Raw genomic sequence first — 14,550 nt, forward strand, 5'->3', positions numbered from 1 at the left:
TTGTGATTAAAATTTCGTTGATGCATTGTTTAAAGATCATTTTTGCCGATGATGATTCGTGACCATCTGTTCGGCAGCATCGGCCTGCTGCTGGACTATTTTTTCGTGGCGTTTCGTGAGCTTGGCATGCCGGATCATGTCATCAATGACGGTAGTATCTTTGATCTGGTCGAGCCAAAGCGCCACTTTTAATGTCGGGGCCACCTGTCGCTGTAACCAGCCTAAGGTCCGGTCAAAAGAATACGGCTCCGGTTGGGTGGTTAATTTCAATTTCTCCCGGTTTTTTCCGATAAACCAGGCCCAGTTTTCGTTCATTTTCCATGTGCTGCGTCGCTTATTTTCCACTTTGTCCACAAAACGCAGGTAACGGTTGATGATGGAAAAAGCCGTACGCTCCGCATCGTGGTAAGCCATCAGGTCAAGGATGGCGTGATCGGCACGTTCGTTTTTCAGGCGGATTTCAAATCGGTTTTTGACTTCGGCTTCGTCGATAGGGATGTCACTCTTTGCATACTGCTCGTAGTCCTTTTCATAAAGGCAGAAATAGATTTCACTTTTTAGAGAACCGATATAGAGCGTGTGCCCCATGGCTTCCTTTTCCTCTCGGCGGATGAGCTCGCCGCTACGGTAACTTTTAAAGCTGCGAAACACAGAAATACATTCTTCATGTCGGCATTTTTCCGTCAGCTGCGGAATATCCAAAATGTCTGCCTTGTCATTGATCGCTAAGTCCAGCCTCTTGAATACACCGCCCTCGCAGATGGCATCCATGAAAAAGTCGGTCCAGCTTCGGTGTTGGGCTAAAAGGAATCCCTCAAACTGGCGGCAGCCTCGTCCTTTCAGTTCCAGCAGCACACCTTTTTGTTCATCAGGAGAGACCATCACAAAAATATCTCCCAAAGCGTAATGTTCCGTGTAGGAATAGAAGCCATAGTCTTCATGAAGCATGTAGTTCATTTTCAAAAGCAGAATGTCTTCAATGACATGCTTCACATCCGTGGTTGGGAATCGTATCCGCACATAGTCAAACAGCATCTCAAGTGGTGCATCGGGATTGAGCCGTTCCAATGCTTTTAGTAACGCCGTTTTGATGTCATCCGATGGGGAAGCCCTGCTGTTTTCAATATCGTTGAGATACTGTCTGGTCATTCCGGCAACAACCGCCAGGCGATTTTGTGAAAGGCCGTATGAAAGCCGCTTTTCCTTCAGATGTTGTACCCATAAATCATTTTCGCTCAATGATTACCCTCCAATCAAAAAGAGGATGTCAACTGAAAGGGGCATAGTTGACATCCTCCAAAAATTCCAGAAACCTAGACAGAATAGGGTGTTTACTGGATTTTGAAACTGTTTTTTATTGTATTTGTGCCCCCCTGTTAGATACGGGGGGCTAAATCGCTGGCGTGGCTGACGCCACACCAGCAGCAGGCTAGTCCGTCCCTTCGGCTTTCGCTTCGCACGCCGCCTGTCCGTCCTGCCTGCTTCTTATCAGTGTTCCAATCTCTTTTATAAAATTGTGTCCTTTAGGGACTAAAGGGGTATAAAACTCTGAGATGACACTTGTCCCTGTATCCACATAACCTCGCCCTTTGATTTGTTTTAGGAAAAAATCCTTTTCCACCTCACCAAACATCATGCTGTAGCCCATTTCCGACATGCGTCCCAAGGCCACACGGAAGTTGAATTGGTCACGAATCCCATCGCCTAAAAATTTAGCGTCTGGACGCTGGCAGGCAAGGATCAGGAAGTACCCGGCCTGTCTCCCAAGCATGACGATCCGTTTCAACTTGGTTAAAACAACAGAACTCTCTTTCCCAAGCATTTCCATGAACGCCACGTATTCATCAAAGATGAGGAAGTGAGCGGGCAATCCCAGATAAGCATAGTTCTCTCCGGTCTTGTAGCCAGTCATCTGTTTCATGGCTTCACTGCGTTCCATCATACTGTCATAAAACTGGTTCAGACAGGCCATCATGTCTTCTTTCTGATGATGGACATTCGGCATGACTTCAGAAAGATCAGCAAGATCCGAATTTTTTGGGTCAAGGACATAAAGCATGGCGTTTGTGCGCGCTAAGGCTTCAATGAGTGAGAAGATGAAGTAGGTTTTTCCTCCGCCTGTTCCCCCAGCAATGAGCATATGAGGTAACTTATCATACTCCCAATAAACAGACTTCATCAGCTTTAAGCGCCCGTCTTTAGCAGTGACTTCTTCAATGGAAATACGATTCGTAATCGTATCATAGAGCAGGGTATATTCTAGATAAGAATCCTTGAGCTCTTTGTCCACCAGTTCACAGTACAAGCCACTTTCCAGCTTCTTTTCCAAGTGCAGGAGCTGATCCTGATATTTACCCAACGTAATTTCTACGTGGATGTGAATCAGTCCATCTTTGAGCCGGTAATACATCTTTGGGAAATGGCGGATTCTCTCCTTTGGCCTGCCGGATGGTAGGTCTTTAAAGAGCCCGTCATGTTGCACCTGTTCGGATTCATACCATTTATTTTCTAGGATCATTTTGGCTAGCTTTTGGCGGTGCACGAGCTGTTTCACTCTATCTCGATGAAAGTGGTAATAAAGGCCGGCCACAAGCATGCTTATTCCTGCAGCTACACTGACACTGAACATGAGATAGGGCGTGATAGCAAACTGCAAGCTGCCTTCATGCAAAAGTCGTACCTTCTTCCAGTCCATTAGCATGAGCCGCTTCCCATGAAAGGCCAGCAACACGAATAGGAAAACAAGAACGAGTGAGGTAGCAGCAAATCGAAAGACAAGATGTTGATCACCCGCTCGAATCCTTTTTCCTTTATAGATGAAATGTTTCATAAATGATCCTTTCCGGAAAATGAAATGGCATTACTTTCCTTTAGTTTGTGGCTGCGGATGGGGGACGGCTTGTTTATTTTTCAGCGCTATGTCCTCGGCCTTGATATACCAGTCCACATCCGCTCCCAAAAATGTGGCAGTCGCTACTGTATCCGCTACCGGGTTGATCAGTTCCACTTCGGCATTATAGTCAAACTCTTTTAACGGGACGGCAGCCGGAATACTGACCTGTATCATGCGTCCTTGTCCACGGGATTTAAGGTCATAAGTCCGTTCTTTAATTTCATCACTAACCGTCCCGTCCTCATTATTCACGCGCACTTCACGGCGGAGTGCGGAGAATTTCAGCGCTGTTTATGGCAGAATAAAAGTACAGAGTTTTGCAGGGAATTTATGCAGAACTTAACCGCATAAAAATAGGCTTGCCAGCCCCCAAAATAACCTCTACTGTTTGGATTGAGCGATCTTAACAGTAGGAGGAAATGAAAGGATGCTAGCAATGCCTGAAATCAATTATATCAAGCACTTAAGAGAAAGCGAAGATTTATCGATTAATGAAATATCAAAAAAGACCGGCTGTAATTGGCGAACCGTCAAAAAATATGCAGATGGAGAGTCGTCGGATACCCAGCTTCAGTTTAAAAAGCGAGGAATGATGTATGAAGAAAGCTATGGTGAAATTGTGGATGACTGGATTGAGGAGGATCTGAAGCTTAAGAAAAAAGAGCGAAGAACGAACAAAAAAATATATGAACAGCTTAGGGATGAATGGAATTTCCCAGGATCTTATCGAACAGTATGTGACTATATTCAAAGTCGGAAACCACAAATCAAAGAGGAAAAAAACCGAAGATATGAACATCTTGAGCACCCGCCGGGTGAAGCGCAAGTTGATTTTGGGACAATGACGGTGGTCAAAGACAGCGCCTTTAAGGATATAAAATTGCTCATTCTAAGTTTCCCATACAGTAATGCGGGGCTGGGTTATCCTCTGCCCAGTGAAAATACCGAATGTTTTTTGGAAGGCTTAAAACAGCTCTTTAAGCAAGCCGGAGGCGTGCCTACTTATTTGAGAATGGATAATTTGGCTGCGGCAGTCGTTTCCATGGGTAAGGGTGCGAAACGAACGTACACAGAGGCTTTCAGCCGATTTAGAAATCACTATGGCTTTGAAGTGCAGCCCTGTAATCCTGCCAGTGGTCATGAAAAAGGGAATGTCGAGAAGAAAGTGGGATACACAAGAAATAATCTTTTCACAACTGCCCCATTAATGCAAGACTTCCCGCAATTGGCTACCTGGATTCAACAAGCCATGAGCAAGGATCGTGAGCGGCTTCATTACGAAAAAAAAGAGCGGATCAATGTGTTGTGGAAAGAGGATCAAAAGCATTTGAAACCGTTACCTCTAAAGGATCTGCCCATCTTCTCGATAAAATCTGCAAAACTCAATAAGTATGGAGAGATCCTGATGGATGGAGAACGATTTGTCATCCATCATGCACGGATGAAACAAACACTAATCATCAAAGCCGAATGGAATCAGTTTATTTGTTTCACGAATGATGGCGAGATTGTGTATCAATCGGATCGTCCTTACATGAATACGACGCGAGTGATTCCGTGGGAGGATATTCTGAATGATTGGGAACAGAAACCGCGTTCGGTTCGTTATTCACGATTTTTCAAGTACCTGCCCAACAACGTGCAAGCGTATCTGACGATACGCAAGGAAGAAGTCAAATACCGCGTCAAGGGGTTAAGAAAACTGTTAGAAAAATATGATTTAAAGGAAATCCAGACCATCTTATCTAGTGAAGAACGTTTGGAAAGGACACCCCATGAGCTTGGCATCTTTTTAGAGGCTAGTGCGTTTTCTTATCCTGACAAAATAGAGGAAGAACATACGCCTGGCATTCTGCTCAATTATGAGACCAATTTAGCCACCTATGATCAACGGCTTTGTCCTTCTCTGGAAGGAGGAGTTTCCTAATGACCGATTTAAAAGTGATGTGTAAAACGCTACATCTTGCTCATCTTATCGACAACTATGAAAGCGTCCCATTTGACAACAAAGAACAGTTTTTAAGGGATTGCTTATCCATTGAAGTGCGTTCGAGACAAACGACAAAGATTGCCCGGTTAATCAAAAAAGCCAAATTTAGGGAACTGAAATGGTTAAAAGACTATGAGTGGACGGAACAAATCAATTTACCAGCTACCACAACAAAGAAAGATCTTTACGATCTTCGGTTTATCAAGCAAAAACAGAATTTACTGCTTCTGGGAACACCGGGTACGGGAAAAACCCATTTAGGGACTGCTTTAGGAATCAAAGCGTGTGAAATGGGGTATGACGTTCGTTTTTTCCGCGTCGCCGATTTGGTCGGTCAATTAGAGGAAGCGCTCAAAGCAGGAACACTCAGTCGACTGAAGCGCCAAATCGAGAAATCAGATTTACTCATTCTCGATGAATTAGGCTACGTTCCATTCCAAAAACAAGGTTCCGAATTATTGTTTCATATCATCGCAGATTGTTATGAACGCAAAAGTGTCATCGTGACCTCGAATCTGGAATTTGGTCAATGGAATCGAGTGTTTGGGGATAATCGGCTCACTTCAGCTTTGGTGGACCGTTTGGTCCACCATGCTCATGTCATCGCGTTTACAGGAGAAAGTTACCGATTGAAAAATGCCCTCTCTTCAATAAAAACAGATACTGAAATTTAACGCTATTTAGGATCGCAAGCCTATGTATTTTTCGCTGCAATTCTCTGCACTTTTTGCTTGCATAAAACATTTCAGCGCACCAAATGTCTTGTCCTTATCAATCACAATGCCTTCAGCTAATCTCATTTTTTGCCCTCCTTATGCTTTCACCATATCGTCTGCATGGAGAATATAATTTGTAAAACCACGAGCACCAATTTTATAACCCTCTGCGGTAATTCGAGGATTGATCAATTTCACCTTGTCTTCTACTTCAAAATGCTTTTCACCCGCTTCCGGTGGTAACACCAAAACGATATCGTCCGCTCGCTGGATGTCGGAATACAAATTGTAGCTGCGGGAAAGGATCATCGTGCGACCATTAACCCGGCGCTGTTCTACATTGCCTTCTCCAGCATATTCGAGGTTTCCAAATGTCTTTTCAACGTTTGGAATAATGTGTTTCAGTTCCATAAATCATTTTCCTTTCTGTAAATAATTTTGTTTTGATTAATACGCTGATTCAAGCTTAAATTTTGTCGGGAAAAGAGCGAGATGCTCTGGTGAAAGCACATCCCTTCCAACACCAAAAACTTGAAATAAAAAGGCTGAAATGATTTCTCATCTCAGCACAGGATTGATTAAAATTTGTGACACAGTGATGGTACCTTTCGAAACAGAATGACTTGGCGGAAAAATAAAATAAAAAAGAAGGCATATTCTTCAAAATATACCTTCTGAACCTCGAACTGATACGGTTCTCTGACTCCGGTCCTTGGCGGAATTTTGGCGGAGATCCTTATCAATTTAAGTGTTATTATCCATTTTACCTTTGCCAAAAATGCTGTTAAATCAACGTTTTGACACCAAACGAGGTATCTACTTTATTCCCACTCAATCGTTGCCGGTGGTTTGGAGGTAATGTCATACACAATGCGGTTGACGTGTTCGACTTCGTTAACGATTCGGGTTGAGATCTTCTCGAGCACATCCCATGGGATGCGTGCCCAGTCGGAGGTCATGCCGTCGATCGACGTTACGGCACGGATCGCGATGCAATGGTCGTAGGTACGGCCGTCGCCCATGACGCCGACGCTTTGGATGTTCGGCAGCACGGTGAAGTATTGCCAGATGTCGCGGTCGAGACCGGCTTTCTTAACCTCTTCACGTAAGATTGCATCGGATTCGCGAACGATCTCAAGCTTGTCTTCACTGATTGCTCCGAGAACGCGGATGCCAAGACCAGGACCTGGGAACGGTTGGCGCCAAACGATGTCATCAGCAAGGCCGAGCTCAGTGCCAAGCGCGCGGACTTCGTCTTTGAACAGCGTGTTGAGCGGTTCAATTAGCTTGAATTTCATGTCTTCCGGCAGTCCGCCGACGTTATGGTGTGATTTAATGTTCTGAGATGAGCCGCCGGCACCGCTTTCGACAACGTCCGTGTAGAGCGTGCCTTGCACGAGGTAAGCAATATCCTCTAGTTTATTGGCTTCATCTTGGAACAAATAGATAAATTCATTGCCGATGATTTTACGCTTTCGTTCCGGATCACTGACGCCTTCAAGCTTATCCAAGAAGCGTTTTTTTGCATCAACATGAATGAAATTCATATGGAAACGATTTTGGAACGTATCAACAACACCTTCAGCTTCACCTTTACGGAGCAGGCCGTGATCAACGAAGATACAGGTCAGCTGATCGCCGATTGCTTTGTGCACGAGTGCAGCGGCAACCGAAGAATCCACGCCACCGCTTAATGCGCAAATAACTTTTTGATCGCCAACGGTTGCGCGAATCTTTTCCACTTGCTGGTCGATGAAGTGTTCCATTGACCAGCTTTTTTCCGCACCGCAGACGCCGAACACGAAGTTGCTCAGAATCTCATTGCCGTGCACGGAGTGGCGCACTTCCGGATGGAATTGAACCGCGTACACCTTTTTCGCATCGTTTGCCATCGCTGCAACAGGGCAGGATTCACTGCTTGCTTCAATTTTGAAGCCTTCAGGAAGCGTCTTGACGCGATCGCCATGGCTCATCCATACCGTTTGCGTTTCAGGCAGGCTGCTAAAGAGTGCGTTATCTGTGTTCGCCGTGATCTCTGCTTTCCCGTATTCACGGTGTGTCGCACGTTCAACAGTCGAGCCGTAGTGCTTGCTGATCAGTTGCAAGCCATAGCAGATGCCGAGGATCGGAATGTCCAGGTCAAAAATAGCTGAGTCACACAAAGGCGCGCCTTCGTCATAAACACTGTTCGGTCCGCCGGAGAAGATAATCCCCTTTGGATTCTTTTCTTTAATTTGTTCCGCAGTCAGCGTATTCGGGAACAGCTCGCTGTACACGCCTAAATCACGAATTCGCCTTGCAATCAATTGATTGTACTGACCGCCGAAGTCCATAACAATAATCAAGTTATTCGGTTGTCCCATCCTTCTGCCCACCCCATCCGTTTTTAATCAAATTTCCTGTTTCATTCATCTAATAAACCATTTAAAAAGCCGGAGGCCACGTGGCTTCCAGTTTTAATTTACAGTATCCGTTTTCGCCAAGATTCAACAAATTGAACCGCTTTTCCTATTTTAACAATGAATGCAGCGCTCGGCAACCCATCATAATAAATACCTCAGGTAGACATAGATGGTCGAAATAACCATTGAAAGCAGCATCACAGGAACTCCCAATTTCATAAAACGAATAAATGTAATGCGGTGGCCGCCTCGTCCTGAAAGAGCGGCAACAACAAGATTTGCGCTTGCACCAATTAAAAGACCGTTTCCACCAAGACACGCACCCAAGGAAAGACTCCACCAAAGCGGTTCCAGATTCGTGATACCAAGTTCTCCCATATCTTTAATAAGCGGAATCATGGTAGCGACAAATGGAATATTATCAATAACTGAAGAAGCGATTGCGCTCATCCAAAGGATCAGAAAAGTAGTTGGAACAAGTTTACCTCCTGTCAGCGTAAGCGCTCCTTTAGCCACACTTGCAATAACCCCTGTCTCCACAAGTCCTGCTACGAGAACAAAGAGTCCCACAAAAAAGAATAAGGTCGTCCATTCAACACCCGCTAGAGCATCTTCCAAATAACGTTCTCCGGATAGCAAAAGTAAAAAGAACGCCCCGGCAAGTGCGATTGTTGCTGTTTCTGCACCAATAAACTCATGCAAGAAAAATCCAATAATAGTAAGAAACAAAACAACGAGCGCTTTGATCAGCAACGTTTTATCCTTGATTGCTTCACGTGCATTAAGTTTTGCAATTTTCATGCGCGCTTCTTTACTCCCTTTCAGTGAACGACGGTAAATTAATCCAAGCATCAAGAGTGTTGCCCCCACTATTAGCAATACGACCGGTGCCAGATTTGTGATAAAATCTAAGAAGCTGAGCTCCGGTACTGCGCTCCCAATCATAATGTTCGGAGGATCACCGATCATCGTTGCCGTGCCACCAATATTAGACATGAAAATCTCAGACATCAGGAAGGGTGTCGGGGAAATATCTAATTGTTTTGCAATGCTGAGCGTAACGGGTACAACCAGCAACACGGTCGTGACGTTATCAAGGAATGCCGAACCCACTGCAGTAATTAATGAAAAAACGATTAGTAACGCAAATGGCTGTCCGTTCACCATTTGTGCTGAGCGAATAGAGATATATTTAAATAATCCGGTTTGCGCAGTGATGGATACAATGATCATCATGCCGGTCAGAAGACCGATTGTATTGAAATCTATATGCTGAATTGCTGTATTTTGAGAGAGGACACCAAAAAGAAGCAATAAAGAAGCTCCAGTCATAGCCACTATAGTTCGATGAATTTTTTCTGAGATAATCAGTGCGTAGGCAGTGATAAAAATGATTATAGCAATTAATGCTTCACTCCGCATGTCCATCTTCCTTTAATATATTGTTTATTTTGGATTTTTATTTGATGTCTTTGTTTCATTATGTTTGGTCACAAGCTATTACATTGCAAAAGAACCGGATCTGTGCAGCAAACCGGCAGAATCCGGGGATTTTTTTTTATCTTAAATTTAACTTGCGAATTCCAGATTGTTTTGTAAAGAAATGAATTGAGATTTTACCCCATTTGTTTCCTGTTCTCTTGGCAAACTTCATTACGATTCACGATACCATTCGTTCAACTGTTTTTCCAACTGCTATTTATTTGCGCGTGCCGATGCCTCTTCTTTTTCAAACAAAATTTTCAGGAGCGGCGGCGTGATCAGTGTCGTCAGAATAACAACAAGGATGAGTGGTGTAAAATATTTTTGAGCCAAAAGATGTGCCTCTATACCGATAGAGGCGAGTATAAGTGCCACCTCACCTCTTGAAACCATTCCGGAGCCGATCCGAAATGAAGACAACGGTGAAAAACCAGTCATCCATGCTCCAAATCCGGATCCAATAAATTTGGTCAATACGGCAATCAGTGTTAAACCGATAATGAACCATATTTGGTCAAAAATACCATTGAATGTCACTTTTAGTCCAATGCTGACAAAAAAGACAGGAACAAAAATGCCATAAGCCACAGGTTCAATCTTACGCTCAATAGTTGCTTTGAATGATGTCTGGGCAAGCGCTGTGCCGGCAATAAACGAACCAATGATCCCTGCAACGCCAAGAAGATCTGCATACCATGCAAAAACAAGGCAAAGAACCAGTGCGAGAGCGATCACAGGTTCGGAAACCTTTAATCTGCCGAATAATCGAACGATCCAAGGAACACCTTTCCACGCTACAAAGACTGCCGAGGCAAAGAAAAAGATTTTTTCACCGACAACCCACCAAATTGACGTATCGGAGTCTCCAAATATACTCATAGCGAAAGCCAAAAGCACAATCACAATAACATCATCAAGCACAGCTGCGCCAAGTAATGTCATACTTTCCTTTGATTGAAGCTTGCCTAATTCCTTCAGTGTTTGGACGGAAATACTCACCGATGTAGCGGACAAGATCAATCCAAGAAAGATCGCATGACTTGTATCCATACCTAGTAGAGTGCCGGCCAGATAGCCAAATCCAAGCGGCAGAATTACACCACCCAAAGCTACCGCTGATGAAGAGCGGGCACTGTTTCTAAGATCCTCAAGGTTTGTTTCCAGACCGGCTATAAACATAAGCATGAGTACACCGATTTCACTAAAGACATGCATCATTTCAGAATCCGGTATCCACCCAAGAAGTGCCGGGCCAACCAAAATGCCGACGATTAGCTCACCGAGCACAGCCGGCTGCCCCAACCACCGAACACTTGCATGACCGGCTATTTTTGTTGCAACAATAACGACTGCTAACTGAATAATAAATGTCAATTCATGTCCTCCTTCTCCTCCAAAAAAACAAAAAGGGAGCCTATAATGACAGGCTCCTCCAAAAAACATTTCTTATTCACTTATTACATTAAGCTTACTTAATGAGCAGCTGAATTGTCAACCATTTGTTAGAAAAATAAAATCTAATCGTTCGATCTAGGACAAAAAGACTAGGACAAAAAGAAATAGATTGAACTCCACTCTTAGCCGATAAAAATATCTTCGTCCGGGTACCTTATATTTGCTTTCATACGTTTTAAAAAAGAGAATGCGATCGTGAGTGGACCAATTTTCCCCAAAAACATAACGCACATGATCACAAGCTTTCCACAAACAGTCAAATGGGCGGTTAGCCCCATTGACAATCCTACGGTACCGAAAGCAGATACAACTTCAAATAAAATACGCTCAAGTGAAGCTTGTTCAGTGATCGAAAGGGTAAACACGGAGACAAACACAAGAATCAGTGATGTCAGCGCAATGGTCAATGCACGCGCTACAATATGCCGTCCAATGGTTCTTTTACCCACCTCAACCTCAGGCCTTCCTTTGATGAAACTGATCATTTCTGCAGCGAGCACAATAAACGTTGTCAGTTTGATGCCTCCGCCTGTTGATGTACTGCCCGCACCGACAAACATTAAAAAAACCGTTAATAAGATGCCTGGAGTCGTCATGGCGCTATAATCAATGGTATTAAACCCAGCGGTACGAGGCGTAATTCCTTGAAAATAACCCGCCCATAATTTTTCGCCAAGCGGAAGTTTTCCCAATGTCCGGGCATTATGCCATTCGATTAGCAAAATGCCTGCAATTGCAATCACATTCAGTACAATCGTTCCGGTAATCATCATACGTGAATGCAGCGACATTTTTCGAAATTTCCGCTCTGAAAGCAGTTCGGCAAGAACTGTAAAACCAAGTCCTCCTGTGACAATCAAGCCGGAAATGGTTAAATTGATTACCGGATCGCCAACATATCGGATCAAGTTATCCGGGAACAATGCAAATCCTGCGTTATTAAAAGCACTGACTGCGTGAAAAACACTGTAAAAAAGGCCCCTACTCCAACCAAATTCAGGAACCAGTCGTGTTGAAATTAGGAGTGCCGCTACACATTCAATCGTTACAGAAAAGACAAGCAGCCACACCACGAGCCGAATAACACCACCGAATGATGGTTGATTAAGTGCCTCCTGCATCAATTGTCGTTGTCTGATCGAAACTTTTCCACCAAGCAAGATAACAAAAAAAACGGCAAAAGACATGATGCCGAGTCCTCCGATCTGGATCAGAAGCATGATCACCGTCTTACCGAACATCGTAAACGTCGTGCTGGGATCAATTGGTGCGAGTCCGGTAACGGTCGCTGCGGAAGTAGAAATAAAAAACGCATCGATCCACGAAATCGAATGAGTCGTTGCGATCGGAAGCTTAAGCATGAAGCAACCAACAATCACAAATGCAAGAAAAATAAGTACTAACAGCAAAGGAGGGTTAAACGTAATTGGCCTGATATCAAGCTGTGCCATCTTGCTTCTAAACCAAGTCATTCAGTCATACCCCTTCTTTTTCAAACCGTTCAAGATCTTCGCTTTTCCCAATAATCAGCAAAACATCGTTACGGTCAAGCTTTAAATCACCGATGTTACGTACAATGACCGAACGATTGCGACGGATCGCAATCACATTACAGCCGTAATTCGCGCGTACGTCAATTTCCATAATTGATTTTCCGATCAGCCGTTCTGTCACTTCGATTTCAATAATGCTATAGTCCTTTGACAATTCGATGTAATCAAGAATCTTATTTGCGGTCGCCAGATGCGCGATCCGGTACCCGATTTCCACTTCGGGACGAATGATCTTGTCCGCGCCAAGCTTTCTCAGGATCTTTTCGTGATAGTCGTTCTGAGCCTTCGCCCAAATTTCCTTCACACCGGATTCTTTCAGCAGCAGTGTCGTCAGGATGCTCGCCTGAATGTTGCGTCCAATCGCAACAATTACATGATCGAAATTGCGAATACCAAGCGCCAACAATACCTTTTCGTCCGTCGAATCCGCCTGCACAGCCTGCGATACGACATCCGAGTAATCGTTCACTTTATCCAAATCAATATCTATCGCTAAGACTTCGCAACCCATATTGCTCAGCTCGATGCTGACACTTGAGCCCAACTGGCCGAGACCGATGACAGCAAATTGTTTATTCATTAAAATCATTCCAATCTGTGATTGCCCCGTTATAAGAATTTACGGACCTGTTAATATGAGTGGTCATATATTGTTCACTCTATTTAAATGAAAGACCATTGTCAAACCAATCCGAAATATCATCGGGCATATTCGGAGAATTGAATTCAGAAGGTTAATTCATATCCCATTACAAAATAGTCAGAAATCGGCCTAAAAATGTAATTTTTCCCATTGAAGCGTTTTTAAAATAGGTACTCCTCTCCTCATTTTACATAATACAAAGCTGCTGTACGCTGCATTAATTGTTTGAACCGCGCCTTCTAGTGTGCGATAATAAATTGTGAAAATTATTATCGGAAAAATAAAAATTAAAGCTCAAAAAAGGAGTTTCAAGTCTCATGAAAATCGCATCGATTCAGCTTCAAATCAACGATGCACAATTGGCATCCGATCGCATAAAAAAAGCTGATCAATTGCTGGACAAATATGCCGGCTATGACTTTTTTCTTCTTCCGGAAATCTGGATGACCGGCTACAATACATTCGACCATTATCAGGATGAAGCTGAGCCTATAGATGGCCCATTCGTTGAACATTTTGCGCAAAAAGCGCGTGAGTTGAATGCTTATCTCTTTGCCGGAAGCTTCGTGGAAAAATCCAACGATCATTTTTACAACACCAGTATTCTGTTCAATCGTCAAGGGCAACTGATCGCATCGTATCGAAAAATTCATTTATTTACCTATGGATCAGAGGAAGGCGAGCTGCTGACACGCGGGACTGATCCTGTGACGGTCGACACAGAGTTCGGCAAGGTTGGACTCGCAACTTGTTACGACCTGCGTTTTCCGGAACAATTTCGTAAAGAACTTGATCACGGTGCTAAACTGTTTCTGATTACTTCAGCTTGGCCGCTCACGCGTCTGGCGCACTGGGAACTTTTTAATGCCGCTCGCGCCGTTGAGAACCATTGTTTTCTCGCTTCCTGCAATTGTGTGGGGATTAATCGAGGTGTCGTCCTTGGTGGACACAGCCGCATCGTTGATCCCCGGGGTAATGTAGTCGCTGCCGGTGATGAAAATGAATCCGTCGTTACGGCTGAGATTGATCTTGCAGCTGTTGATCAAATCAGAGAAGAATTTCCGCAGCTTAAACACAGGGTTCTATTCGAGTGACCGGCAGCTATGTGAGTCGTTCACGCGAATTATTGTACTTTATTTCTGTGTAAAAAAGTGTCTAACCAAGCCGAATAACGTGCCTGCTCGAATGATTGTTTGGATTAGTCGAAACAATAATCACCACCAATTGAAACATTATGTTCATTTTCTCCCCTTCTTCCTGAAAAAAACAAAGTGGAGCCCTTGTTGACAGGCTCCACCAAATTTCGTTCCCTATTCATTTCTTTAAGATTACTCATTCAACTACTCTGTTGTCAATCCCCATAATCATGAATTCCATTTTATTAAGGCTATGTAAAATTCTTGCAAACTCATTGAA

12 protein-coding genes are annotated in these 14,550 nt (G+C 43.8%); 3 read left to right on the forward strand and 9 right to left on the reverse strand.

Features of this window, described 5'->3' with window-relative positions:
* Positions 1 to 36: 36 nt before the first annotated feature.
* The 3 genes from mobT to AC1MBV_RS16220 form a co-directional block, all read right to left on the reverse strand.
* On the reverse strand, positions 37 to 1,239 hold the full coding sequence (gene mobT / locus AC1MBV_RS16210) for a MobT family relaxase (protein WP_010023706.1): 1,203 nt from the start codon (positions 1,237 to 1,239) through the stop codon (positions 37 to 39).
* Positions 1,240 to 1,429: 190 nt separating this feature from the next.
* Complete coding sequence (locus AC1MBV_RS16215) at positions 1,430 to 2,830, reverse strand: FtsK/SpoIIIE domain-containing protein (protein WP_155217820.1); 1,401 nt, start codon at positions 2,828 to 2,830, stop codon at positions 1,430 to 1,432.
* A 30-nt stretch (positions 2,831 to 2,860) separates the two neighbouring features.
* Positions 2,861 to 3,178 carry a YdcP family protein gene (locus AC1MBV_RS16220; RefSeq protein ID WP_480948851.1) on the reverse strand — a complete coding sequence of 106 codons (318 nt, stop codon included), beginning with the start codon at positions 3,176 to 3,178 and terminating at the stop codon, positions 2,861 to 2,863.
* A 142-nt stretch (positions 3,179 to 3,320) separates the two neighbouring features.
* Here AC1MBV_RS16220 and istA point away from each other — a divergent pair, with 142 nt between their 5' ends.
* Both istA and istB read left to right on the forward strand, forming a co-directional pair.
* Positions 3,321 to 4,820, forward strand: coding sequence for an IS21 family transposase (istA, locus tag AC1MBV_RS16225; RefSeq protein WP_480948769.1), 1,500 nt, complete (start codon positions 3,321 to 3,323; stop codon positions 4,818 to 4,820).
* Positions 4,820 to 5,557 (forward strand): IS21-like element helper ATPase IstB, encoded by a 738-nt coding sequence (gene istB, locus AC1MBV_RS16230; RefSeq protein WP_480948770.1) that lies wholly within the window; start codon positions 4,820 to 4,822, stop codon positions 5,555 to 5,557. Before istA ends, istB begins: the two co-directional genes overlap by 1 nt.
* 138 nt (positions 5,558 to 5,695) lie before the next feature.
* On the opposite strand, the gene AC1MBV_RS16235 is transcribed toward istB, so the two are convergent.
* The 6 genes from AC1MBV_RS16235 to AC1MBV_RS16260 form a co-directional block, all read right to left on the reverse strand.
* Positions 5,696 to 6,010: a YdcP family protein gene (locus AC1MBV_RS16235; RefSeq protein WP_093674660.1), complete on the reverse strand. Its 315-nt coding sequence runs from the start codon at positions 6,008 to 6,010 to the stop codon at positions 5,696 to 5,698.
* 410 nt (positions 6,011 to 6,420) lie between these two features.
* Positions 6,421 to 7,962: a glutamine-hydrolyzing GMP synthase gene (gene guaA, locus AC1MBV_RS16240; protein WP_480948801.1), complete on the reverse strand. Its 1,542-nt coding sequence runs from the start codon at positions 7,960 to 7,962 to the stop codon at positions 6,421 to 6,423.
* 180 nt (positions 7,963 to 8,142) lie between these two features.
* Entirely contained in the window at positions 8,143 to 9,423 is a 1,281-nt protein-coding gene (locus tag AC1MBV_RS16245) for an ArsB/NhaD family transporter (RefSeq protein WP_255748385.1), read from the reverse strand.
* Positions 9,424 to 9,696: 273 nt separating this feature from the next.
* Positions 9,697 to 10,857 (reverse strand): cation:proton antiporter, encoded by a 1,161-nt coding sequence (locus AC1MBV_RS16250; RefSeq protein WP_255748386.1) that lies wholly within the window; start codon positions 10,855 to 10,857, stop codon positions 9,697 to 9,699.
* Between the two features lie 203 nt (positions 10,858 to 11,060).
* Positions 11,061 to 12,410 (reverse strand): TrkH family potassium uptake protein, encoded by a 1,350-nt coding sequence (locus AC1MBV_RS16255; protein WP_480948802.1) that lies wholly within the window; start codon positions 12,408 to 12,410, stop codon positions 11,061 to 11,063.
* A 4-nt stretch (positions 12,411 to 12,414) separates the two neighbouring features.
* Complete coding sequence (locus tag AC1MBV_RS16260) at positions 12,415 to 13,071, reverse strand: potassium channel family protein (protein ID WP_255748388.1); 657 nt, start codon at positions 13,069 to 13,071, stop codon at positions 12,415 to 12,417.
* A 380-nt stretch (positions 13,072 to 13,451) separates the two neighbouring features.
* Between AC1MBV_RS16260 and AC1MBV_RS16265 the strand changes: the two genes are divergently transcribed.
* Entirely contained in the window at positions 13,452 to 14,228 is a 777-nt protein-coding gene (locus tag AC1MBV_RS16265; protein WP_255748389.1) for a carbon-nitrogen family hydrolase, read from the forward strand.
* Positions 14,229 to 14,550 lie beyond the last annotated feature (322 nt).

It is taken from the genome of Sporolactobacillus sp. PKPK-6 (assembly GCF_056678885.1).

What these genes read in the sequence shown, in the direction of transcription:
- AC1MBV_RS16215 (WP_155217820.1), bottom strand. Translation starts at nt 2,830, where the DNA reads ATGAAACATTTCATCTATAAAGGAAAAAGGATTCGAGCGGGTGATCAA.
- istA (WP_480948769.1), top strand. Translation starts at nt 3,321, where the DNA reads ATGCTAGCAATGCCTGAAATCAATTATATCAAGCACTTAAGAGAAAGC.
- istB (WP_480948770.1), top strand. Translation starts at nt 4,820, where the DNA reads ATGACCGATTTAAAAGTGATGTGTAAAACGCTACATCTTGCTCATCTT.
- AC1MBV_RS16235 (WP_093674660.1), bottom strand. Translation starts at nt 6,010, where the DNA reads ATGGAACTGAAACACATTATTCCAAACGTTGAAAAGACATTTGGAAAC.
- guaA (WP_480948801.1), bottom strand. Translation starts at nt 7,962, where the DNA reads ATGGGACAACCGAATAACTTGATTATTGTTATGGACTTCGGCGGTCAG.
- AC1MBV_RS16245 (WP_255748385.1), bottom strand. Translation starts at nt 9,423, where the DNA reads ATGCGGAGTGAAGCATTAATTGCTATAATCATTTTTATCACTGCCTAC.
- AC1MBV_RS16255 (WP_480948802.1), bottom strand. Translation starts at nt 12,410, where the DNA reads ATGACTTGGTTTAGAAGCAAGATGGCACAGCTTGATATCAGGCCAATT.
- AC1MBV_RS16260 (WP_255748388.1), bottom strand. Translation starts at nt 13,071, where the DNA reads ATGAATAAACAATTTGCTGTCATCGGTCTCGGCCAGTTGGGCTCAAGT.
- AC1MBV_RS16265 (WP_255748389.1), top strand. Translation starts at nt 13,452, where the DNA reads ATGAAAATCGCATCGATTCAGCTTCAAATCAACGATGCACAATTGGCA.